This window comes from Kitasatospora sp. NPDC057518 (assembly GCF_042802075.1).
GTDB lineage: Bacteria > Actinomycetota > Actinomycetes > Streptomycetales > Streptomycetaceae > Kitasatospora.
On the sequence record NZ_JBHVEU010000116.1, the window covers coordinates 1 to 21,414 of the forward strand.

Here is a 21,414-nt window from a genome sequence, read left to right on the forward strand (position 1 = left end):
AGGACGAGGTCGTCACCCGCCTCGCCCGCATCGGCTTCGACCACATCGCCGGCTACCTGCGCAACCCCGACAACGCCCTGCCCGCCCTCGCCGACGACCTCACCCCCGCCAGCCGCCTCACCGCCGACCAACTCCGCACCACCCTCACCACCGAACAGCCCCCCACCGTCCTCGACGTCCGCACCTGCGGCGAACGCGAAACCGGCACCATCGAAGGATCCCTCCACATCCCCCTGACCGAACTCCCCACCCGCCTCGACGAGATCCCCACCGACCACCCCCTCGTCGTCCACTGCGCCAGCGGCCACCGCTCCTCCATCGCCGCCAGCCTGCTGCGCCACCACGGCCACCCCGACGTCTCCGACCTCCTCGGCGGCTACGGCGCCTGGCACACCCTCACCCACCCCGCCCGGGCCTGAACCCAGCCGACCCGGCCAACCCCGCCCGGGCCACGGGCAGGGAAGCGGGACGTGGCCGTGGTGGGGGTGGGGGAAGGTGGGTGTCGGTCACTGCTGCGGCAGCGCGAGCAGTCGGGCGTGCAGGCGTTGTGCATCCCGGCTGCTGCCGATGCTCCGGGCGTGGCGGGCGAGGGTGGCGCCGGCCCACACTTCGGCGTCGTCGGGGGTGTGCGGCTTGACGCGGGCGGCGCGGACTTCAGCCTCGCCCTGCTGGAGAACGGCCAGGTCGTCGCCTGGAGACGCGGCATCAACGGCCAGCTCGGCACTGGCAACCGGGCCACCAGCTCGGTGCCGCGCCAGGTGACAGGCCTGGAGGGCGTCCTCGCCATCGCGGCCGGCGTGTACCGCGCCCTCGCCCTGATGCCGGACGGCCATGGGCACCCGTGCGGCGCCGGGCGCCCGGCCGGCGCACTTCGTGTGGTCAGCCGGCGGCGCGCAGCCGGGCGAGGGTGGCGTCGATATCCAGGTGGTCGGTTTCCGAACCTGCGGGCACCAGGGTGAACGAGTCCGTGAGGAAGGCTGTCACGGCGTCCTCCGGGGCGCTGAGCACCGCCTGGCCGTCGGGGCCCTGCAGGGTGATGAGGACTTCGCCGACCGGTCCGGGGCTGATCTTGACGTCCCCGGTGCCGCTGGGGACGTGGCGCCCCTCGTCCAGCAGATCCCGGCTGAAGTACCAGCACACCTCGGCGTCGGAGCCGGTACAGCCGCACGGGGTCAGCGGGAACACCAGGCATGCCGCATACGGAAGGGCCGTGTCGAAGCGGAGCTCCACGTCGACCGGGACGTCGGGCAGCGGGCTGTCGGGGAACGTGACGGGCATCGGGCGGACAGCGGACTTCTGCATCGGATCACCCTCCTGCGACGGCTGTGTGCGTCGGCCTCCGGTGGGCCGACGCATGCCAACGCGCCTACCCCAGCGCCCACGCGCCAGTCGGCAGGCCGGATATCTGCACAACTCCCTTGCTTTCGAGGAGTGTTGCATGTCGCAGCCACATGGGTGGAGCTCGGCAGGCCGGACAGGGACGAGCGCGCCGACGCCCTCTGCAACGTGATTCTCCGCCTGCCGGGAGCGCCAGGAGCACACGGCCGGCGCGGACCACCGGCCTGTCCGGCAGGTATGCGTACCGGGCGGGGCAGGTCCTCCGGCGGACGGCTGCTCATCACGGACCTGTGGGAAACGACGGGCCAGAGCCGCCGTGCGGATCGTCTCCGACGATGCGTGGTGGCATGCTCGGATGATCGCGTCCCGTGTACGGAGGGAGTTTGCTGCGTCGCCACCGTCGTCCTCGGCGCCGTCGCCACCGGAGCCCTGAGCGCGCCCGTGGCCTTCCACCGCTTCCTCACCGGCCACGGCATGAAACCCGAACTGGTCCACGTCGCCAGTCGCCTCATCGCCGTCGGACTCATCACCCTGGCCCTGACCATCGCCGCCGCGCTGCTGCTCCTGCTGCGCACCGCCACCGGCAACCCGGTCGCCGCCTGGGGCCTCAGCGCCGCCTGCCTGATCTGGTTCGCCACCCGCTGGCTCGTCCTGCCCCAGGTCGTGCTGCGTCGCACGGCCGCCGCGCGCCGGGCTGCCGTATCCGGGCTCGGTGCCCCCCGCGGCGGTGGCCGCCCCCCGCAGTGACAGCCCCTGCAATCCCGGCCTACCCGGGCCGCGGGTCCCGCCCGCCCGACGGCGTCACGCCGTCTCGCCCCCGCCCGGGTCGGCCAGGGCCCGCTGGGCGCGGGCCAGGGCGGGTCGCAGCAGCCGGCCGGTCCGGGCTCCCTGGGCGCGGAGCGCGGCGCGGGCGGCGTTCGCGCCGCAGGCGCCGTGCACGCCACCGCCCGGGTGGGCCGAGGCGGAGGCGAGGTAGAGGCGCTGGATGGGGGTCTCGGGCCGCCCCGTGCCGGGTAGCGGGCGGAGCAGCGCCTGTTGGTGGAGGGCCGCGGTGCCGCCGTTGATCGCCCCGCCGACCAGGTTCTGGTCCAGGTGTTCCAGCACCGGCGGGGTGAGTACGCGCCGGGCCTGGATCCGGTCGGTGAAGCCGGGGGCGAAGCGTTCGACCTGTGCTTCCATGCGGCGGGCGATGGCTTCGCTTTCCCTGTCGTCCCAGGACCCGGTGATGCCGTCGGGCCCGAGGTCGTCGGCGATGTGCTGGGGGACGTGGGTGTACATCCAGGCCGATTCGGTGCCCGCGGGTGAGCGGGACGGGTCGGCGGTGGTCATCTGGCCGAGCAGCCCGAAGGGGCGGGCCGGCAGACGGCCGGTGCTGACCTGGAGTGCGTAGTCGCTCAATTCCGTCCAGTCGGCGCCGAGGTGGACGGTGCCGGCCCGGTGTGCCTGCTCGGCGGTCCAGGGGATCGGCGCGTCGAGGGCCCAGTCGACCTTGACGGTGGCGAAGTCCCACTGGAAGCGGCGTACGGCGTCGCGGAATCCGGGCGGCAGGTGTCCTTCCCGGACCAGGCGGCCGTACAGGTGCGGAGCGGGCACGTCGGCGAGCACGGCTCGGCGCGCGCGGACGTAGTCTCCCTGGGCGGTGCGGATGCCCAGCGCCCGGCCGGCGCGGACGACGACCTCGCTGACCGGGGTGCCGCGGCGGATCGTTCCTCCGCGCGATTCCAGGCGTCGCACCAGGGCGCCGCTGAGGGCGCTGGCTCCGCCGACCGGTACCGGCCAGCCGTACTGCTCGCCGAGCATCGCCATGAGCCAGCCGAAGGCGGCGCTGCCCGGCGATTCGGGCAGTAGATCGGCGTGCAGCGCGCAGCCGGCCAGCAGCAGCCCCGGGCCGTCCCGGTCGAACTCCTCCTCGGCCAGTCGCCGTACGGGCAGCGCCGCGAAGCGGGCCAGCCGCAGCAGGCCGGGCGCCCGGAGACGCGCGGCCAGCGCCAGGCAGGCGCGTACCGGCGGGAACGGCGCGAACATCGCCCCTACCAGGTACGGGTCCAGGTCCTGCCAGAGCTGTGACAGCCGTCGCCAGGCGAGCGCGTCCGGCCGGCCGAAGCTCCGCCCGATGTCGTCGATGTTCGCCTCCGGTCCGCGCCGCAGCAGTGCGCAGCGGCCGTCGGGCAGGGGATGGGCGAGCACGATCGGCGCGTGGCTCCAGGCGAGGCCGTGCTCTTCGAGGCGCAGGGCCGCGATCACCGGCGAGGCGGCGGCCAGCGGGTAGAACGAGCTGAACAGGTCGCTGACGTAGTCGGGGTGGACGCCGCGGTCGCTGCGGACAGCGCCGCCGGCCTGGTCCTGGGCCTCCAGCACCTCCACCTCCCAGCCGGCGTCGGCCAGCACGTTCGCGGCGACCAGACCGTTCGGCCCGGCCCCGATCACGACGGTGTCGGCCATGACGGACCTCCCCCCGACGCGGACGCTTCCAGGCCGGCCGCCCGGGGCGCCTGCTCGACCGTGCGGGCGAGGCGGGCGAGCAGTCGGCGGTGGCGCAGATCCAGCACCAGGTCCGCGGGCGCCGTGTGGAGGCTCCCGCCCAGGCCCCGCAGCGGGTGCTCGTCGACGATCACCAGTGTGGCGTCGCCCCACGCGATCAGCTCGATGGCGATCCGGACGGTGCCAAGCCGCCCGGCGAAGGCCTCCAGTTCCAGCCGGTGCCCACTGTCGGACACACGTACGACGGTGTGGCCTTCGAAGCGGAACGGGCCGGCGCTGACGGTGTAGCGCAGGCTCGACCCGACTGCGGGCCACCGGCCCTCACCCGGGCGGGTCCGCTCCGTGCCGGGCACCCACCGGCCGTACGCGGCCGGGTCGCCCAACACGCTCCACACCGCCTGCGGAGCCCGCTCTATCAGGACGTGTCTCACAGCCATCGGCTGTGCCTCCTCGTGTCCGGTCCCTGACGAATCACCCGTACCTCAAAAGGCGCATACCCGGTTAGTTCGCCTGAACGCGACACTCGCAGCGGCCCGTTCTCCGCCGTGGGGCAGGGCCACCCGTTCCACCGGAACCCCGACTGGTCGCCGCCGGGCCCCGTCCAGGGCAGCGTCTGTGCCGAGCCCGGCATGCCCGCCCACGGCCTGCGGGCCGGCAGGTGATTCCGCACGGACACCGGGCGGTATCACCCACGGCGGTTTCATCGCGGCGCGAGCGGTTAGCCGCTCTCCGGGCCTCGTTCGCCCACCAGGAGCCACGCCCGCGCTGTGGAGGAGTTCGGTGATGAAGGTTTCCGACTACGCGCCGCCGGCTGGGAGGCGCTGGCGGCTGCGATCCTCGCGGAGACCTCCGCCGACTGCCTGCACCCCACCGGCCGGTGGCAGCGCTCCCCTGGCCGGACGGGCGTGGACGCGGCCCTGCTGCTGCCCGCCATCCGCGGCGCCCTGCCTGCCGAAGACCCGCGCACCGTCGCCACCCTGCGAGCGGTGCGCGCCGATCTCGCGCAGGACCACCACGTCTACCGGTTCCGCCACGACCGGAGACCCCTTCAGGACGCCGAGGGTGCCTTCCTGCTGTGCGGATTCGTCATGGCCCTGGCGGAACACCAGCAGCACAACGACGTCGAAGCCGTGCGCTGGTTCGAACGCAACCGTGCCGCCTGCGGTCCGCCCGGCCTCTATGCGGAGGAGTTCGACGTCGCCCAGCGCCAGCTGCGCGGCAACCTGCCCCAAGCGTTCGTCCACGGGTTGATGCTCGAAGCCGCCGCGACGCTCGCACCCGGTCACTGAGCCCGTTGTGATCCGCCGCACCCGCGTGTCGGAGCAGCAGCGACCGCTGCGGGGTCTCGCCCGCTCGGCCCTGCCTGGCCTACTGCCCCGCGGTTGTGCGAGCGCGCATGGCGGCGGTGTTCGCTTGCGTACGGCTTCGGGCTGCAGGACTGCCCCGGCGCCTCCAGGCTCCAAGCCGGGCGCGAAGGTTTGAGCCGTTGTCCGGCGGGCAGCCGCGCCCCACAGCGCGGGCGGCCGTGAGCCGCCTCGCACCGACCTCAGGACGGAGGGCTTTGAGATGACCACCAATCCCGGACCGCCTGGAGGACGCCCCCAGCCGCCCCCGGTCACGGAGGCTCCCCATCCAGGCCCTCCCGGGGGTGAGCGCGATGCCAAGGACATCGCGCTGGACGCCTTCCGGGCCCCGGAGCCGGACGGTGCGCTCACCACCGATCAGGGGATTCGGGTCGACGACACCGACAACTCCCTGACCGTGGGCGAGCGTGGCCCGACGCTGTTGGAGGACTTCCACCTGCGGGAGAAGCTCACCCGCTTTGACCACGAGCGCATTCCCGAGCGGGTGGTGCACGCCCGCGGTGCCGGCGCGTACGGTTTCTTCGAACCGTACGAGTCGCTGGCCGAGTTCACCTGCGCCGACTTCCTCCAGGAGGCCGGCCGCCGGACCCCGGTGTTCGTCCGCTTCTCGACCGTCCAGGGGCCGCGCGGCTCCGCCGACACGGTGCGCGACGTCCGCGGCTTCGCCACCAAGTTCTACACCCGGCAGGGCAATTACGACCTGGTCGGCAACAACATGCCGGTGTTCTTCATCCAGGACGCGATCAAGTTCCCCGACTTCGTGCACGCGGTGAAGATGGAGCCGCACAACGAGATCCCCACCGGCGGCACCGCACACGACACGTTCTGGGACTTCTGTTCGCTGCAGCCCGAGTCCACCCACATGCTGATGTGGGCGATGTCGGACCGGGCGATCCCGCGCAGCTTCCGGATGATGCAGGGCTTCGGCGTGCACACCTTCCGCCTCGTGACCGCCGACGGGCGCGCCACCTTCGTCAAGTTCCACTGGAAGCCAGAACTCGGCGTCGCGTGCCAGGTCTGGGACGAGGCCCAGATCACCGCCGGCCGCGACCCCGACTTCCACCGGCGGGACCTGTGGGAGGCGATCGAGGCCGGCGAGTTCCCGGAGTGGGAGCTCGGCGTCCAGCTGATCCCGGAGAAGGACGAGTTCTCGTTCCCGTTCGACCTGCTGGACCCGACGAAGCTGGTGCCGGAGGAACTCGTGCCGGTGCGCCCGGTCGGCCGGATGGTCCTCGACCGGAACCCGGACAACTTCTTCGCCGAGACCGAGCAGGTCGCCTTCCACACCGCCAACGTCGTTCCCGGCATCGACTTCACCAACGACCCGCTGCTGCAGGGCCGCAACTTCTCCTACCTGGACACCCAGTTGATCCGCCTGGGCGGCCCCAACTTCTCCCAACTGCCGGTCAACCGTCCGCTCGCCGAGGTGCGCACCGACCAGCGCGACGGCTACGGCCAGCAGGTGATCCACTCCGGGACGAGCTACGCGCCGAACTCGGTCGGCGGCGGATGCCCGGCCACCCTGGGCGGCGGGCGCCTCGCCGAGGGGGTGTTCGAGCACTATCAGGAGCGTGTCGACGGGCAGGCGATCCGCCGGCGCAGTCCGAGCTTCGCCGACCACTACGGCCAGGCCGCGCTGTTCTGGCGCAGCATGGCCGGCTGGGAGCAGGAGCACATCATCGCCGCGTTCTCCTTCGAGCTCGGCAAGGTCGGGGACCAGGCCGTGCGGCACCGGATGGTCGCCAACCTGGCCCGTGTCGACCAGGAACTGGCTGTGGAGGTCGCCCGCCGCATCGGCGAACCCGAGCCCGCGCCCGAGCCCGCACCGGACCGGCCCACCGGCGACCGCGAAGCCGGAGCAGTGGGGGAGCGGGTCTCGCCCGCGCTGAGCCTGGAGAACCTGCACGGCCCTGGCATCCGTACCCGCAAGGTCGCCGTCCTGGTGGCGCAGGGCGTGGACGCCGCCCAGGTGCGGGCGGCGCGCACCGCCCTGCGTGCCGAGGGCGCCACGGTGGAGACCCTGGCCCGGTACGGCGGGAGCGTGGCCGGCAGCGACGGCCAGGACGTGGAGGTCGACCGGGCGTTGGCGACCACCGCCTCGGTGCTGTACGACGCCGTGGTCGTCCCGGACGGCGCAGAGGACGTGCTCGTCGTGGAACCGGACGCCGTCCGGTTCGTCAACGAGGCACTGCGGCACGGCAAACCGGTGGCCGCGCTCGGCACCGGCACGGCGCTCCTGCGGGCCGCAGGGGCCCGCGAGGCGGAGCAGCTCGCCGGGGTCGCCCTGTGCGGCCCGGACCGGCAGCCCGGCGCCTCGTTCTGGGAGGACTTCGTCCACCTGATCGAACAGCACCGGTTCCCGCAGCGCTGAACCCGAGCCCGAATCGCCCGCGCGACCTGCCCAGGAGGACGAGGTCGGTGGGCCCTGCCCCGTTCGCCGGCTTGGCCCGTTCGCGGTCGAGTCCGTCGGCCTGGTGGTGCTGTCAGGGAGCACTCGAAGGACCTTCGGCCTAGCGTGGTGGCGACAGTGCCCGGGGGCCGCCGCCGCCCGAGGCGGGGGAGGACGTTCACGAAGGAGCGGATTCCGATTGACCGAGTACGGCTACTTCCTGTCGTGTGAGGAGTTCACCCCCGCGGAGCTGATCGACCAGGCCCGTCGCGCGCAGCAGGCCGGGTTCACCCGGTTGGCGGTCTCCGATCACTTCCATCCGTGGAACGACGCGCAGGGCAACAGCGCGTTCGTGTGGTCGGTGATCGGGGCGCTGTCGCAGGCCGTCTCGCTGCCGGTCACCACGCTGGTGACCTGTCCGACGGTGCGGCTGCATCCGGCGGTGACCGCGCAGGCCGCCGCGACCTCCAGCGTTCTGCTGGGTGGGCGTTTCGCTCTCGGTGTCGGGACGGGGGAGGCGTTGAACGAGCACGTTCACGGCGATGCGTGGCCGTCCTTCGAGGTACGGGCCGAGATGCTGGAGGAGGCCGTCGAGGTGATGCGCGAGTTGTTCACCGGGGAACCGGTCAGCCACCGCGGCCGGCACTACACCGTCGACAACGCCCGCCTGTACACCGCCCCTGACCAGCCGCTGCCGGTCTACGTCTCGGCGTTCGGGCCGAAGGCCGCCGAGCTGGCCGGCCGGATCGGGGACGGGTTCGTCACCATGACCCCGGACGCCGACCTCGTGGGCGCGTTCCGCGAGGCCGGGGGCCAGGGCAAGAAGGTGGTGGGCGGCGTGAAGGTGTGCTGGAGCAGCAACCGGGAAGCGGCCGTGGACGTGGTGCACCGGCTGTGGCCGACCGAACTGCTGCCCGGCGAGCTCGCCCAGCTCCTGCCCACCCCGGCGCACTTCGAACAGGCAAGTCGGCTCGTCACCCGCGACATGGTCGCCGACGCGGTCACCTGCGGCGACGACGTGGAGCAGCACGTGGAGACCGCGCGCGCATATGCGCGCGCCGGGTTCGACGAGGTCTACGTCGGACAGATCGGCCCCGATCAGGAGGCCTTCTTCGACGCCTACCGTGAGCTGGTCCTGCCCGCCCTGAACCGCTGACCCGGGCTGTCCGACCTATGGCCGCTGACGCCGCGTCCGCTTGCGGGAGAGGCCCCGCTACAGGGTCCGGCCCCGGCAGGTGGCGCCTTCGGGCGCAGACGCCTTCGAGAGGCAGCGGTGGTTGCGGCGGCACGGCACGGTACTTCGCGGCGCCGGGGCGTTCGGCGCCGGTCGGATGCCCCGGGTTCTGGCACCTGACCGGCGTGCGGAGGCGTGCCCTGTGAGAACGGCCTGGCACCGGTTGCGCTCTGTGTGCGGGCGGGCGTGGGGGCACGGGCGGGAGATCGAGCTGATGCAGCGTTCGCTGGCCTTCGCCGCGCTGTTCTTCGTGACCCTGGTGCCGTTGCTCATGGTCATCGCGGCGGCTTCGCCTGCCCGCGGCAACGGGATCGCCCAGTGGATCACCGACGGCCTGGGGCTGTCGCCGCGCGGCGGCCAGGCCGTCGAGACGCTGTTCGGTTCACGCGGGCAGGTCCTCAGCACGACCACCGGGTTCAGCCTCGCCGCGCTGGCCTTCTTCGGCGTCTCGCTGACGGGTGCGATGCAGGGCGCCTACGAGCGGATCTGGGGCCTGCCGCGAGGACCGTGGCACCGGGTGGGGCGCCAGGTCGTCGCGCTGGCCGGACTGACCGGCTACCTCGTCCTCGCGGCCTGGAGCGGCGTGCCCTGGCAGCACACCGCCGTCCAACCGACCCTGCGGATCCTCGCCACGGTGCTGGGCGGTCTGCTGCTGTTCTGGTGGCTTCCGCGCTTCCTGCTCGGGGCCCGTGCCCCGCGGCGGGGGCTGGTGCCCGGGGCGGTGGCCACGGTGGTCGCCCTGGCCGGTCTCCGGCTGTTCTCCCGGCTGGTCTTCGCCCCGCTACTGGTCTCCAACGCCGTTTCCTACGGCACGGTCGGCGCAGTCCTGGTGGTCCAGTCCTGGCTGATCGGGGTGGGCTTCACGGTGTACGGCGGAAGCCTCGTGGGGTGGGCGCTGTCCGGCGGCGACCGGTCAGCCGCGGGCGACGGTGGTGAGGGGGGCCGCGGCACACCGGCAGCCGGCGAGGAGCCGGCTGACGAGGCCGGCGGGGCGCCAGGCGGAACACCACCGGGCGAAGCGGACGACTGATCCGGTGCGGCACGGGACCAAGGCCCGCAGGCGGGCGAGGTCGGATCTAGAGAGCGGGACGGCGAGCCGCCACGAGGTCGGATCCGGGCGCCCGCACAACACGCAGTCCTGCGGCATCGAGTTCCTCGGCGAGCTGCTCGGGCGGGACGGGCCACATGTCGAACGCCTCCCGGGCCTCGCGCAGGAGCTCCTGCGCGCGTTCGACGCGGTAGGTGAAGACCACGCGCAAGACGCCGCGATGGGGCCGTCGGGTGACGTCGGCGCTGTACAGGTCAGGACCCACCCGCACCGGGCCGAGCCGTCCCGCCGCCTCGCACCCGTCGGGCAGGCCGGCGGGCGGCGGATCGAACAGGAGCAGGCCACCGGGCAGGAGGGCTGCCGAGATCGCCTTCCAGGTGGCCCGCCTGGTCGGGGGATCCAGACAGGCGATCACGTTGGAGGCGACGGCCAGGTCCGCCACGGCCGTCAGGCCTGTCGCCGCGAGGGGCTCGGGGTGCACGGTGACGCGAGCGCGCTGGTCCGCCCCGAGGTGCGCCAGGCGCGACAGCAGGGCGGCGCGCATGGCCGGGGCCGGTTCGACGGCGTGGACGGGCACACCGGAGGCGCGCAGCAGGACCTCGGTGGCAGTGCCGGTGCCGGCGCCGACATCAAGGACGGCGTGGCGGGCCCGCGTGGCGGCCGCGGCGAAGCGCCGCTCGGCCAGACGGCGGTCGGTCTCGGCCTGCAGGAGATCGTAGAACTCCGCGGAGACCGCGTACCCGCCGTCGGGGGAGTCGTCCACGGCCGTGCGCTCAGCCGCGTACGGGCTGGAAGTGCGTCGGGTCCGCGAGGGCGCTGGAATCGAGGCGGGCAAGGAGGTCGCCGACATCGGTGTGGACCTCAAGGGCTCCCGCCGAGCGCAGGGCCCGCTCGCCGAAGCCGCCGGAGAGCACCGCCACGCCGGTGACCGGGGCCCCGGCGGCGGCCTGGACGTCCCACGGGGTGTCGCCGACGAACAGCGCCTCGCCTGGCATCGAAGCCTCCCTCACTCACGCCCCCGGCATGTCCACCCTGTCGACGCTACGGCCCGACGACCGGCCACGCACGCGGCGCGGCGCCGGGCCGTTTGCCCCGCTGTTTCCCGGAAACCCGAAGCAGTATGGAAACTGCCTGCCGGACCATCGTCATCACCGGGGCCAGCGGTGGCATCGGCCGCGCGACCGCCGAGGCGTTCGCCGCCCGCGGAGACCGGCTCGCGCTGATCGCCCGCGGCCGGGCCGGCCTCGAAGCGGCGGTGCGCGAGGCCGAGCGGGCCGGCGCTGCCAAGGTCATCGCCATCGAGGCCGACGTCGCCGACGCACACGCGGTGGAGGCCGCCGCCGAACGGGCCGAGGAAGAACTCGGGCCGGTCGACGTGTGGGTCAACGACGCGTTCGCCTCCGTCTTCGCCCCGTTCACCGAGGTCTCCCCGGAGGAGTTCCGGCGCGTCACCGAGGTCACGTACCTCGGCTACGTCTACGCCACCCGGGCCGCCCTGGCCCGGATGCTGCCCCGCGATGCCGGGGTGATCGTGCAGGTCGGCTCGGCGATCGCCTACCGCGGCATTCCGCTGCAGAGCGCCTACAGCGGCGCCAAGCACGCCATCCAGGGCTTCAACGAGGCGCTGCGCTGCGAGCTGCTCGCTTCCGGTACTCGGGTGCGGACCACGATGGTGCAGATGCCGGCCGTCAACACCCCGCAGTTCGACTGGGTCCGGTCCCGCCTGCCCCGTCGGGCGCAGCCGGTTCCGCCGATCTACCAGCCCGAGGTCGCTGCCCGCGCGGTGCTGTTCGCCGCCGACCACCCCGGGCGGAGGGAGTACTGGGTGGGCGGCAGTACGGTGGCGACCCTGGTGGCGAACGCCGTCATGCCCGGGCTGCTGGACCGCTACCTGGCCCGCACGGGCTTCGACTCCCAGCAGGAGGATCGTCGGCGCCGCGCCACGGACCCGGACAACCTGTTCGAGCCGGTGGATGCCCGGCGGGACTTCGGGGCGCACGGCCGGTTCGACGGCCGGGCCCGGGATCGCAGCCGCCAGCAGCAGGTGGCGCACGCCCTCGGCGGCCTCGCCGACGCGCTGGGGCGCGCGGCTGGACGGGTGCAAGCCGGTTTGCCCGGTGCCGGTAGCGGGTTCCTCTCACGGATGCGGGGAACACGCACCCCGCAGTCATCGGACAGGAGTGTGTGACCATGCCTCGCGGATCGAGTCCCAAACGGGAGCGGCAGTACGAGCACATCAAGGACAGTGCGCTGGAGCGTGGTGAGAGCGAGAAGCGCGCCGAGGAGATCGCCGCCCGCACCGTGAACAAGGAGCGGGCCCGGCACGGGGAGTCGAAGACCGCCAGCCGCAGCTCGCTGAAGGACATGTCCTCCTCCCGTCGCGGTGGGCTGCGGTCGCACAGCGGCGCCCAGGGGCCGACGAAGGAGCAGCTCTACAACGAGGCGAGGCAGCGCAACATCCACGGGCGCTCGAAGATGAACAAGAAGGAACTCGAACACGCCCTGGGCCGATAGGAGCTGGTCACCGTGGGTACTGTTCCCGTGCCGCCCGACCCCGATGTCACCCCGGTTCCGCCGTCGCCCAGCCCGCCGGAGCCGGTGGAGCCACCGGTGCCGCCGGATCCGCCCGCGCCTCCCGGAACGCCCGAACCGCCCCCTCAGCCGCCGGCCCCGCCCGGCCCGGGCGAGCCCGCGGAGCCTGCCCCTCCGGAGCCCGGGCACCCCCGCCCGTCGGAGCCTCCCGACTGACCCGGAGGCCATGACACGGCCGGGCGGTGGACGGCGTGCGCGGAGGCACCGCCTGCGCCGCGGAGTCGCCAGGTGGCCGGCAACCGAACAACGACCCGGAGGACTACAGGAGGTCAGGTGCTCACCCGGCTGGTGGAGATCGTGGTGTGGGGTGCTGTCCTGACGGGGCTGACGGTGGTGTTCATCAGCTCCGTCTCGCCCGTCGAGCTGCTGGTCGCCGTTCTCGCCGCGTCGGGCGGGGCGGTCGCGGCCCGCAGGATGCGTCTGGCCGCACACGTCCGCGTCGGAGGAGGGCGTGGCGCGGTGCGTGCGCTCCTCGCGCTGCCGGGCTCGGTCGTGCGCGGTCTGGCCGTGCTGACGGCCGCGATGGCCCCCGGTCACGGAGACGGGAGGGTACGGCGCATCCGGCTGCGCCCCGGAGCGGGAGCCGGGTGGGCCGGCACGCTGCTCGCCGCCTCCCCGGACACCTGCGTGATCGACGTGCCCCGCGACGACGAGGTCGTCGTGCACGCTCTGCGCCCGACCCCGGGACCGGTCGAGGAGGCCGTGGCCCGCACGGACGGCGCGCGGTGAACGCCTGGACAGAGGCGGCCCTGGTCCTGCTGGCGATTCCCGCGCCGACGTGCCTGTGGGTCGCGGCGCGCGGCACCGCGGTGCGCCGACTGCTCGGGGCGTCGATGCTGTCGACCGTGGCCGGCGCGGTGTTCCTGCTGCTCCCGATGGCGTACGACCGGTCCTCCTATCAGGACCTCGCGCTGATGCTGGCCGTCCTGGCCCCCGCCGGCACCCTTGTCTTCGCCCGCTTCGTCGCCGGCCGCCGCCACGACGCGCACCCGTACGGTTCCACGCCCGAGAACTGACGAGACCCCGCCCGGCCGGCCAGACCGGGGGTGGGGGAGGGAGTTCGGATTGACGCCACGCCATGTGATCGTGCTCGTGCTGCTGTGGGCCGGCGTGGGGTGTGTGCTGCTGTCCGCGGCCGCGGTGCTGCGGCTGCGCGGAGCGCTGGCGCGCCTGCACGCCCTGGCCCCGGCCTCGGTGGCCGGTGTGCCGCTGATCGCCGCGGCCGTGGCAGTCGACCAGGGACCGGGCCGGGGGGCGGCCAAGACGCTGTTCATCGGCCTGGTCTTCGCCGTCGGCGGGACGGTCACCACGATCGCCGTCGGCCGTGCCACCCGTGAAGCCGAGGCCGAAGCGGTGAGCAGGCCGTGAACGCATGGCTGATCGGATTCGTCGTCGCCTTCGTCGTCCTCGCCGCCACCACGGCGGTCCTCACCCGTGACCCGGCCCGCCAGGCGGTCGTCCTCTCCGTGCTCGGTCTGGGCCTGGCGATGCTGTTCGCGGTGCTGCAGGCGCCCGACGTGGCGCTCTCCCAGCTCGCCGTGGGCACCGCGCTGACCCCGTTGCTGATCCTGCTGACCGTACGCAAGGTCACCCGCCGACCCACCCGCACCGACGACCGGGCCAGCGTCGGCGACAACGGGCGGGAACGGAAGTGACGGCCCGCGCCCGGCTGACGATGTTCCTGGCAGCGGCCGCCGTCATCGCCGCGTTTTTCACGGCCGCGTGCACTCACCTCCCGCCGTTCGGCACGGACAGCCACCCCTATGGGGACCAGGCGGTGGCGGCGGCGCTGGACCGGCGCACCGCCAACGTCGTCTCCGCCGTCAACTTCGACATCCGCGCCTTCGACACCCTCGGCGAGGAGTCCATCCTCTTCGGCACCGTGCTCGGGGCGACCCTGCTGCTGCGCCGGGCCCGCGACGAACGCCACCGCCGCGCCGAAGCCGAGCGGGTCATGCCCACGACCCGCCTCTTCGGCGCACTGCTGTTACCGGTCACCCTGGTCGTGGGCGTCTACATCGTCGCGCACGGCCAGTTGAGCCCCGGCGGCGGCTTCCAGGGCGGCGTCGTCCTCGCCACCGCTCTGCACCTGGCCTACGTGGCCGCGGACTACCGGGCCCTGAAGCAACTGCGCCCGCTCGCCGCCCTCGACGTCGCGGACTCGCTCGCCGCCGCCTCCTACAGCCTCGTCGGCCTGGCCGGCCTGATCGCAGGCGGCGCGTTCCTCAAGAACGTGCTGCCGCTGGGCACCTTCAACACCATCACCTCCGGCGGCACCGTCCCGGTCCTCAACGCCGCGGTCGGCGTCGAGGTCGCCTGCGGCCTGATCGCCCTGCTCGCACACTTCCTCGACCAGGCCGTCGAACTCACCGAACCCGACCACCAGAGAGACGGAGACACCTGATGGGAACGTGGGTCTTCCTGGCCGCCGGATGGGTCCTGCTCATCGCCCTGTACGGCCTGGTCACCAGTCGCAACCTCATCCACGCCATCGGCTGCCTGGCCGTCGCCCAGTCCTCCACCTACCTCCTGCTCCTCGCCGTCGGCTACCGCCGCGGCGCGACCGCCCCCGTCTACTCCGACCTCACCCCCGGAACCCGCCCCGTCGTCGACCCCGTCGTGCAGGCCCTCGCCCTGACCGACGTCGTGGTCGGCGCGACCGTCACCGCGCTGTTGCTCGCCCTCACCATCCAGTTGCGCAAACGGCACCACACCGTCGACCCGCAGGCCCTCACCGGCCTCAAGGGCTGACCGTGACCGAAGCAGCCCTGCTGCCGCTCGCGGTGGCCATTCCCCTGCTCGGCGCCGCACTGCTCGCCGTCGCCGGCCGCAGACTCCCCCGGACCGGTTGCGACATCCTGGCCACCACCTGCGCCGGTGCCGAGGCAGCGTGCCTCGCCCTGCTCTGGGCGCGCACCGACGGGCGCCTCGTCACCGCCGACCTGGGCGGCTGGCCCGCCCGCCTCGGCATCGTGCTCGCCGCCGACCCCATCGGCGCCGGACTCGCGCTGCTCGTCGCCGTCCTGGTCCTCGCGGTCGTCGTCTACGCCTGGCGGTACTTCGACGAACCCACCGGCGAGCACGCCGGCGCCTTCCCCGCCCTGATCCTGCTGTTCGAAGCCGGCATGGCCGGCTTCGCGCTCACCGGCGACCTGTTCAACGCCTTCGTCTTCTTCGAACTCATGGGAGCCGCCGCCTACGCCCTGACCGGCTACCGCATCGAGGACCCCCGCCCGCTCCAGGGGGCGCTCACCTTCGGCATCGTCACCTCCTTCGCCGCCTACTGCTCCCTGCTCGGCATCGGCCTCCTCTACGCCCGCACCGGCGAACTCAACCTCGCCCGCCTCGGCCGGCAGCTCGCGGGCCACCACACCGACGTGCTGACCGTGGCCGCGTTCGCCCTGATCGCCACCGCCCTGCTGGTCAAGGCCGCCGCCGTGCCGTTCCACTTCTGGCTGCCCGACGCGCACGCGGTGGCGCCCACCCCGGTGTGCATGCTGATGTCCGGCGCCATGGTCGAACTCGGCGTCTACGGCATCGCCCGCGTCTACTGGACCGTCTTCTCCGGCCCGGGCGGCATCCACCCCCAGGCCTTCCGCACCACCTTCACCGCGATCGGTGTGCTGACCGCACTCCTCGGCGCCCTGATGTGCTGGCAGCAGCGCCACCTCAAGCGCCTGCTCGCGTTCTCCACCATCAGCCACGTCGGCCTGTTCCTCATCGCCGTCGCCCTGCTCACCCCCGACGGCGCCACCGGAACCGCGGTGTACGTCGCCGCGCACGGCCTGGTGAAGGCCGCGCTGTTCGCCCTCACCGGTGTACTGCTGGACCGCTACGGGAGCGTCGATGAACACGGCCTGTACGGCAAGGCACGCGACCTGCGCACCGTCGGGGTGCTGTTCGTGGCTGGCGCCCTGGCCCTGGCCGGCATGCCGCCGTTCGGTACCGGCCTTGGCAAGGCCCTGAGCGAGGAGGCCGCCGGCCACTGGCAGCCGTGGCTGCCCGCCGTGTTCGTCGTGGCCTCCGCCGCCACCGGCGCGGCCGCTCTCCGCGCGGCCCTGCGGATCTTCTTCGGCGCCGGCCCGGCCCCACACAGCCGACCGGACGGGGACGAGACCACCGGCGAGGGCGAGGAACCCGAAATCCGCTCCCCGCAGCGCGCCTTGCCGCGAACCATGACGATCGTCCCGGCCGGTCTGATCGGCCTCGCCGTCCTCGTCGGTTCCCTACCCGCCATCCCCGCCGCCCTCGCCCGTGGCGCGGCCGTCTTCACCGACCCCGACGGCTACACCGCCGTCGTCCTCACCCACGCCAACACGCCGGCCGGACCCGTGCCGGCCGCGGACTGGACCGTGACCGGGATGCTGCTGGGCCTGCTGTCCGCAGCCGTCGCCCTCGCCCTGGCCATGGCCGCCCTCCATCGGTCCGCCGCCGACCGGCACGCGGCTGCCCGAGCCGTACGGGCGCTGCGCCGCCTGCATTCCGGACACCTCGGCGACTACCTCGCCTGGCTCGCCCTCGGCGTCGCGGTGCTGTGCGTCGCGATCGCCGCCCAGACCTGAATCCTCCCAGGGCCCTACAGCCGCTCCTCCATCCCGATGGCTGGCTTCAGATCCTCGTAAGCCTGACCGCGCTTGCCTTCACGCTGCTCCAGCATCGCCCGGACGATCGCATCCAGCCTGCGCTGGATGGATACCGTCCCCGGTGGGCCGCGGGCGCGGCAACACGCCACACGGTGCCCTCCGCAGGCGGCGGATCGCCATCAGCCCGTCGCCGTCGCCCACGGCGTTGCCTGCGGACAGGCGGGGCGGGAGGCCTCTGGGCAGCGAGGATGCGGGGTGGGGGGTACCCCGATTGGCGTGGTGCCTCAAGGGTGTCGTCGAGGCCGGTCGAGCGGGCGACTCCGGTGGCCCCGGACGGTGGATTCCGAGCGCGGCGGGGCAGGATCACAAGCGGACAGCTTCCCTCGCGCGAGGAGGCCGGTCATGTCCCCCCACCACCGTCCGCTGAGGGCGTGCGCCTGTCGGGCCCCGCGGACCACGACCGCAGACCTGCCCGGGAGAGCCGGCAGCGCCCGCCTGGACGGCAAGGCCGACCATGATCAGCGCGGCCGGTTGGAGGACGCCTTGGCGCGCTCGGTCAAGGAGGGCATGCCCTGTGTGATAGTCGACTTGCCCCGTCTCCTGTCGCGCGACTCCACTCGTCTTGACGCTCTGCTCCCAGCGCGCTTCACCGTGTACGCCGCCGCAACCGCCCCGGTGGTGGCCGCTTCGTTCCCTCAGACCCGGCGCCTGCGGCAGATCACCGGCGCAGACGAGATCTTCACCCGTCCGCGACACCGTCCGCGCCCTCACAGACGCCGGTGCACCCTGCAGAATGAGGCCCGCCATGGACATCCCTGAACGCTACGCGATCACCCTGCCGGGCCCACCAGGAGCGCATCGTCCGCCCGAGATCGTCGTTGTCCACGCCACCGGCGACAGGACACCCGACGGTACCCCGATCTACGCCGACGACACCGGAGCCTTCCGGGTCGAGATCCAAGCCGGTGTGGCCAGGCCCCTGGACGTCGCCACAGGGCCCGGCCAGCACACCTGCCTGCGCGCCACCCCGCTGACCTGACCGCGGCATTGCCGACCAGGCGTGATCGGCATCTCCCGTTCGGGGTCGTACATGTCGTCGTCCGGGAAGCAGCTGTGGCGCATCCGAGCGGAAACACGGGAGGAGCCCGGACGGTTCAGTCCGGCTCCACCGCTCGCTCGGCACTTTCCGGACCGCGTTCCGACCTTCCGGAAGAGGGCGCCACAGCGGATTCAGACAGTGGACCCCCGGTCAGAGCCCCGGGGCGTAGGGGGCGATTCCGATGATGAGGATGTCGCGGCGCCCTTCGTTCCCGTCGTCGCCGAGGCGGACCGGGCCGACGTAGTGGCTGACGCGTCGGTCGTGGACGCCGTAGCCGTCCAGCGGCTCGGTCAGCACGAAGCGGTCGTGGATCGCTTCCGGGGGCAGCGCGTCGGGTTGTCGGCCGGCGCTCTCCGGGGTGGCGATGACGTTCTCGCCGCCCTTCACGTTCCGGCGGCCGATCAGGTGGGCGAAGGTGAAGGTGGCCGGTGAACCGCCGTCCTGATGCAGGCAGTTCGGTGAGGACACCGCCTCCTGGTCCTGGTCGTGGATGCCGAGCGAGATCAGGTGGATGCCGACGTAGACGGGGACGCGGCGCAGGTCCTCCAGCCACAGGGCACGGTCCAGGTCGGCATGGACGAGGGCGTCGAGCAGCCGGTTGCGGTGCAGGGCTTCCGGGATGTCGGGCAGCCGGCGCCGCACCCGGGGGTACTCGGGGTTGTGCTCGTCCTGCCAGTACTCCGTGACGGTGCCGAACTCCTCGTCGGGGGTGCCCGGGATGTAGGAGAGCTCGCCGGTCCAGGGCAGGTGGACGGCGTGCGAGTAGCGGCGGAAGCGGTGGGTCTCACGGGCGTACGGATCCGGCGGCAGGTCCTGATAGGAGTCGGCGAGCCGGGTGAAGTCCTCGGCCAGGGCCACGGTGTCGATGCCGAGGTCGGCGGCGTTCAGGCGGGCGTACCCGTCACGGCGCACCCGCCCGCCGTGCTCCGGCGGGCGTCCGTGCTGCTCCGGGCTGTCGTCCATCGGCTTCTCCGGGCGTTCGCGGGTGTCTGTGGACATGGGTCCGCATGGCCTTCCGGCTTCCTTCACGCTGGCACACCCGTCGGGGGCGCGCCCTTGGGGGGTCCGCCGTACGGATGGCCGGGGCGGGACGGCCTGCGGGCTGGTCATGCAGGTCGAGAGGTCGTCCACGACCGCCGGCAGCCGCCGGCCCGGTGTGCGGCGCGCTGGCGGTGGGCGCCGCTGCCCCGGGCGGCCAGCCGGTCGACGAAGGCGGTGACCCGCTCCAGGTCCCCCAGCTCCTCCAGCGCGGGGCCGATGTGCTCGACGAGCCTCCGTGCGCGTTCCGGGGCGGGCAGGACGCGTCCGGTCAGCGCGTCCGCTCCCGGCCCCGGCCAGCCGTCGCGGGTCGCGTACCAGTACGAGCCGCGCAACAGCTCACCGCGAAGCTGCGGTCCCTTGTCGCCGCGCTCCGCCAGGCGGGCGGAGGTCACCACCAGGCCGCGCACGACAGCCGCCAGGGCCACCGAGTCGGCGGACTCGGCCGGAACGTCCATGCACCGCACTTCCAGCGTCGGCAGGCGCGGGTGCGGGCGGGTGTCCCAGAACGGCAGGTCGGCGAAGGAGCTCCCGCCGACCTCCGCCATCGCGGCGGCGACGCGCCGGTAGTCGTCGAAGGACTCGACCCACGGTGGCGGTCCGAGGGAGGGGAAGCGCAGCCGCAGCACCGAGCGCCAGCTCGCGTACCGGGTGTCCCGTCCGGCGTGGAAGGGCGAGTTGGCGCTCATCTCCACCAGCAGCGGCAGCCACGGGCGCAGATGGTTGCCGACCAGGGCCGCCACCTCGCGGTCGGGCAGGCAGACGTGGACGTGCAGGGCGCAGACGGCGAAGTCGTCCATCAGGCTGCGGAACAGTTCCACCCCGTCCAGGTACCGGGGGTGGTGGCCCACCGGCACCACGCCGCCGCCCCCGATCACGGGCGTCGCACTGGGGCACACGGCCAGGCCCTCGGCCTCGGCGCACGCGGCGAGCTCGCGGCGCAACCGGGCCAGCTGGGCGGACAGCTCGCGCATGGTGGCGCACGGCGGTGTCCGCACCTCGACCTGGAGGTCCGTGAACTCACCGGACACCAGGTCCCCCAGCACGCCCGCGGCGCGGGCGGCCAGCCGCGGGCCCGCGGGAACCACGGCCCGGGACACGGGGTCCACGACGAAGTGCTCCTCCTCCAGGCCCACCGTCGGCGTCGGCCCCCGGCCACGGCCCGCAGTGCCTGCCACGGGCTGCCGGGCTCCTCGCGCGCCCGGGGCGCCGCTGCCGTCCACCTGACCAGAGTCCCTTCTCCCGGCCACGTCGGCATCACGGATCCGGGGTCCGGCCCGAAGACGAACGCTCGGGGCGGCTGGACGCGAGCGGACGCTCGGGACATGTCCCGGTACGAGCCGCCGTGCGGCAGGTGTGAACCGTGCCGGGCCGGGCAACCGCTCGGCATGCTGCTGATCCGCCCGCCCGGGGTCTACGCGCCCCAGGGCGACACCGAACTGCTGGCCGCCTGTGTGCGCCGGGAGCCGCTGGACGGCTCCAGCCGGGTGCTCGACCTCTGCACCGGGACCGGGGCCGTCGCGATCACGGCGGCGCGCAGCGGGGCCCTGGTCACGGCGGTGGACCTGTCCGCCAGGGCGGTGGCCACTGCCTGGTGCAACGCCCGGCTGCATCACGACCGGGTCCGGCTGCGCCGGGGCGACCTCCTGGCGCCGTTGCCCGGTGAACGCTTCGACCTGGTGACCGCGAATCCCCCGTACGTCCCGACGGACCCGGACGGCGCGGTTCCCGGCCGGGGCGCCGCGCTGGCCTGGGACGCCGGACCGGACGGACGGCTGGTCCTGGACCGGATCTGCCGGACGGTTCCCGGGGTGCTGGCCGAGGGCGGCGTGCTGCTGGTCGTGCAGTCCGCGCTCGCGGGCGTACCGGCCACCCTGGCGCTCCTGCGCGCGGCCGCGCTGCGCACAGAGGTGGCGGCTCGGCGGCGGCAGCCCTTCGGGCCGGTGATGACGGCCCGGGCCGCCCTGTTCGAGCGGCTCGGAGTGATCCGGCCCGGCGAGCGCGAGGAGGAGTTGGTGGTGGTGCGCGGTGTCCGCGGGCGCTGATCGCTACGCCACCCGGGTGGTCGTCGTGCCGGGCGGCCCTCTGCTGGTCGAGGGCCCGGTGGAGGTGGTCCTCCCCGACGGCACCCGGAGGCTGTCCGAGCGCCCGGTGGTGGCCCTGTGTGTCTGCCGGCGCAGCCGCACGTACCCGTTCTGCGACACCAGCCACCGGCGGCACGGACGGCCGCTGCGGGCCCGGGAGCAGC

General features: G+C 73.4%; 25 protein-coding genes and 1 pseudogene. 19 read left to right on the top strand and 7 right to left on the bottom strand.

Annotation, left to right across the window (positions count from 1 at the left end; translation table 11 throughout):
• Both ACFU7Z_RS14725 and ACFU7Z_RS14730 read left to right on the top strand, forming a co-directional pair.
• The coding region (locus ACFU7Z_RS14725) for a rhodanese-like domain-containing protein (RefSeq protein ID WP_380777736.1) at window positions 1–419 on the top strand (419 nt) is incomplete at its 5' end.
• 207 nt (window positions 420–626) lie between these two features.
• On the top strand, window positions 627–959 hold the full coding sequence (locus tag ACFU7Z_RS14730) for a hypothetical protein (protein ID WP_380777754.1): 333 nt from the start codon (window positions 627–629) through the stop codon (window positions 957–959).
• On the opposite strand, the gene ACFU7Z_RS14735 is transcribed toward ACFU7Z_RS14730, so the two are convergent.
• Entirely contained in the window at window positions 880–1,302 is a 423-nt protein-coding gene (locus ACFU7Z_RS14735; protein ID WP_380777737.1) for an SsgA family sporulation/cell division regulator, read from the bottom strand. The genes ACFU7Z_RS14730 and ACFU7Z_RS14735 overlap by 80 nt on opposite strands.
• A gap of 273 nt (window positions 1,303–1,575) precedes the next feature.
• Here ACFU7Z_RS14735 and ACFU7Z_RS14740 point away from each other — a divergent pair, with 273 nt between their 5' ends.
• Window positions 1,576–2,085 carry a DUF6328 family protein gene (locus ACFU7Z_RS14740; RefSeq protein WP_380777738.1) on the top strand — a complete coding sequence of 170 codons (510 nt, stop codon included), beginning with the start codon at window positions 1,576–1,578 and terminating at the stop codon, window positions 2,083–2,085.
• A gap of 54 nt (window positions 2,086–2,139) precedes the next feature.
• Here the strand turns inward: ACFU7Z_RS14740 and ACFU7Z_RS14745 are convergent, their stop codons facing one another.
• Both ACFU7Z_RS14745 and ACFU7Z_RS14750 read right to left on the bottom strand, forming a co-directional pair.
• Window positions 2,140–3,780 (bottom strand): phytoene desaturase family protein, encoded by a 1,641-nt coding sequence (locus tag ACFU7Z_RS14745; protein WP_380777739.1) that lies wholly within the window; start codon window positions 3,778–3,780, stop codon window positions 2,140–2,142.
• Window positions 3,762–4,256: an SRPBCC family protein gene (locus ACFU7Z_RS14750; protein WP_380777740.1), complete on the bottom strand. Its 495-nt coding sequence runs from the start codon at window positions 4,254–4,256 to the stop codon at window positions 3,762–3,764. Before ACFU7Z_RS14750 ends, ACFU7Z_RS14745 begins: the two co-directional genes overlap by 19 nt.
• Before the next feature lie 375 nt (window positions 4,257–4,631).
• Here ACFU7Z_RS14750 and ACFU7Z_RS14755 point away from each other — a divergent pair.
• The 4 genes and pseudogenes from ACFU7Z_RS14755 to ACFU7Z_RS14770 form a co-directional block, all read left to right on the top strand.
• A pseudogene (locus ACFU7Z_RS14755) lies at window positions 4,632–5,108 on the top strand (glycoside hydrolase family 15 protein); the annotation flags it as partial.
• A 277-nt stretch (window positions 5,109–5,385) separates the two neighbouring features.
• Entirely contained in the window at window positions 5,386–7,554 is a 2,169-nt protein-coding gene (locus ACFU7Z_RS14760; RefSeq protein ID WP_380777741.1) for a catalase, read from the top strand.
• A gap of 217 nt (window positions 7,555–7,771) precedes the next feature.
• Window positions 7,772–8,728 carry a TIGR03557 family F420-dependent LLM class oxidoreductase gene (locus ACFU7Z_RS14765; protein WP_380777742.1) on the top strand — a complete coding sequence of 319 codons (957 nt, stop codon included), beginning with the start codon at window positions 7,772–7,774 and terminating at the stop codon, window positions 8,726–8,728.
• A gap of 292 nt (window positions 8,729–9,020) precedes the next feature.
• The gene (locus tag ACFU7Z_RS14770) at window positions 9,021–9,836 is read left to right on the top strand and encodes a ribonuclease BN (RefSeq protein WP_380777743.1); all 816 of its coding nucleotides are present in this window, start codon (window positions 9,021–9,023) and stop codon (window positions 9,834–9,836) included.
• 46 nt (window positions 9,837–9,882) lie between these two features.
• Here the strand turns inward: ACFU7Z_RS14770 and ACFU7Z_RS14775 are convergent, their stop codons facing one another.
• The gene (locus ACFU7Z_RS14775) at window positions 9,883–10,617 is read right to left on the bottom strand and encodes a class I SAM-dependent methyltransferase (RefSeq protein ID WP_380777744.1); all 735 of its coding nucleotides are present in this window, start codon (window positions 10,615–10,617) and stop codon (window positions 9,883–9,885) included.
• Window positions 10,618–10,627: 10 nt separating this feature from the next.
• Window positions 10,628–10,849 carry an HAD family hydrolase gene (locus tag ACFU7Z_RS14780; RefSeq protein ID WP_049649640.1) on the bottom strand — a complete coding sequence of 74 codons (222 nt, stop codon included), beginning with the start codon at window positions 10,847–10,849 and terminating at the stop codon, window positions 10,628–10,630.
• A 125-nt stretch (window positions 10,850–10,974) separates the two neighbouring features.
• On the opposite strand from ACFU7Z_RS14780, the gene ACFU7Z_RS14785 reads away from it, so the two are divergent.
• From ACFU7Z_RS14785 to ACFU7Z_RS14830, 10 genes are all read left to right on the top strand, one after another.
• The gene (locus ACFU7Z_RS14785) at window positions 10,975–12,042 is read left to right on the top strand and encodes an SDR family oxidoreductase (protein WP_380777745.1); all 1,068 of its coding nucleotides are present in this window, start codon (window positions 10,975–10,977) and stop codon (window positions 12,040–12,042) included.
• 2 nt (window positions 12,043–12,044) lie between these two features.
• Complete coding sequence (locus tag ACFU7Z_RS14790) at window positions 12,045–12,368, top strand: hypothetical protein (protein ID WP_049649641.1); 324 nt, start codon at window positions 12,045–12,047, stop codon at window positions 12,366–12,368.
• A gap of 351 nt (window positions 12,369–12,719) precedes the next feature.
• Window positions 12,720–13,175: a hypothetical protein gene (locus ACFU7Z_RS14795; protein ID WP_380777746.1), complete on the top strand. Its 456-nt coding sequence runs from the start codon at window positions 12,720–12,722 to the stop codon at window positions 13,173–13,175.
• The gene (locus tag ACFU7Z_RS14800; protein WP_380741378.1) at window positions 13,172–13,462 is read left to right on the top strand and encodes a monovalent cation/H+ antiporter complex subunit F; all 291 of its coding nucleotides are present in this window, start codon (window positions 13,172–13,174) and stop codon (window positions 13,460–13,462) included. The genes ACFU7Z_RS14795 and ACFU7Z_RS14800 overlap by 4 nt, the downstream gene beginning before the upstream one ends.
• A 49-nt stretch (window positions 13,463–13,511) precedes the next feature.
• Window positions 13,512–13,814 (top strand): monovalent cation/H(+) antiporter subunit G, encoded by a 303-nt coding sequence (locus tag ACFU7Z_RS14805; RefSeq protein ID WP_159028339.1) that lies wholly within the window; start codon window positions 13,512–13,514, stop codon window positions 13,812–13,814.
• Window positions 13,811–14,101: a Na(+)/H(+) antiporter subunit B gene (locus ACFU7Z_RS14810; RefSeq protein ID WP_380777747.1), complete on the top strand. Its 291-nt coding sequence runs from the start codon at window positions 13,811–13,813 to the stop codon at window positions 14,099–14,101. The genes ACFU7Z_RS14805 and ACFU7Z_RS14810 overlap by 4 nt, the downstream gene beginning before the upstream one ends.
• A complete protein-coding gene (locus tag ACFU7Z_RS14815) occupies window positions 14,098–14,850 on the top strand; it encodes an MnhB domain-containing protein (protein ID WP_380777748.1) in 753 nt (250 codons plus the stop codon). Before ACFU7Z_RS14810 ends, ACFU7Z_RS14815 begins: the two co-directional genes overlap by 4 nt.
• Entirely contained in the window at window positions 14,850–15,197 is a 348-nt protein-coding gene (locus ACFU7Z_RS14820; RefSeq protein WP_049649646.1) for a sodium:proton antiporter, read from the top strand. Before ACFU7Z_RS14815 ends, ACFU7Z_RS14820 begins: the two co-directional genes overlap by 1 nt.
• Before the next feature lie 2 nt (window positions 15,198–15,199).
• Window positions 15,200–17,008: a complex I subunit 5 family protein gene (locus ACFU7Z_RS14825; protein ID WP_380777749.1), complete on the top strand. Its 1,809-nt coding sequence runs from the start codon at window positions 15,200–15,202 to the stop codon at window positions 17,006–17,008.
• Window positions 17,009–17,834: 826 nt separating this feature from the next.
• Window positions 17,835–18,068 carry a DUF6296 family protein gene (locus ACFU7Z_RS14830; RefSeq protein ID WP_053111950.1) on the top strand — a complete coding sequence of 78 codons (234 nt, stop codon included), beginning with the start codon at window positions 17,835–17,837 and terminating at the stop codon, window positions 18,066–18,068.
• A gap of 210 nt (window positions 18,069–18,278) precedes the next feature.
• Here the strand turns inward: ACFU7Z_RS14830 and ACFU7Z_RS14835 are convergent, their stop codons facing one another.
• Window positions 18,279–19,127: a 2OG-Fe dioxygenase family protein gene (locus tag ACFU7Z_RS14835; protein ID WP_380777750.1), complete on the bottom strand. Its 849-nt coding sequence runs from the start codon at window positions 19,125–19,127 to the stop codon at window positions 18,279–18,281.
• Window positions 19,128–19,234: 107 nt separating this feature from the next.
• Window positions 19,235–20,344, bottom strand: a complete 1,110-nt coding sequence (locus ACFU7Z_RS14840) for a YbdK family carboxylate-amine ligase (protein WP_380777751.1) — start codon at window positions 20,342–20,344, stop codon at window positions 19,235–19,237.
• 210 nt (window positions 20,345–20,554) lie between these two features.
• Here ACFU7Z_RS14840 and ACFU7Z_RS14845 point away from each other — a divergent pair, with 210 nt between their 5' ends.
• Complete coding sequence (locus tag ACFU7Z_RS14845; protein ID WP_380777752.1) at window positions 20,555–21,211, top strand: HemK2/MTQ2 family protein methyltransferase; 657 nt, start codon at window positions 20,555–20,557, stop codon at window positions 21,209–21,211.
• A partial coding sequence (locus tag ACFU7Z_RS14850; RefSeq protein WP_380777753.1) for a CDGSH iron-sulfur domain-containing protein occupies window positions 21,195–21,414 on the top strand: 220 nt, incomplete at its 3' end. The genes ACFU7Z_RS14845 and ACFU7Z_RS14850, both read left to right, overlap by 17 nt.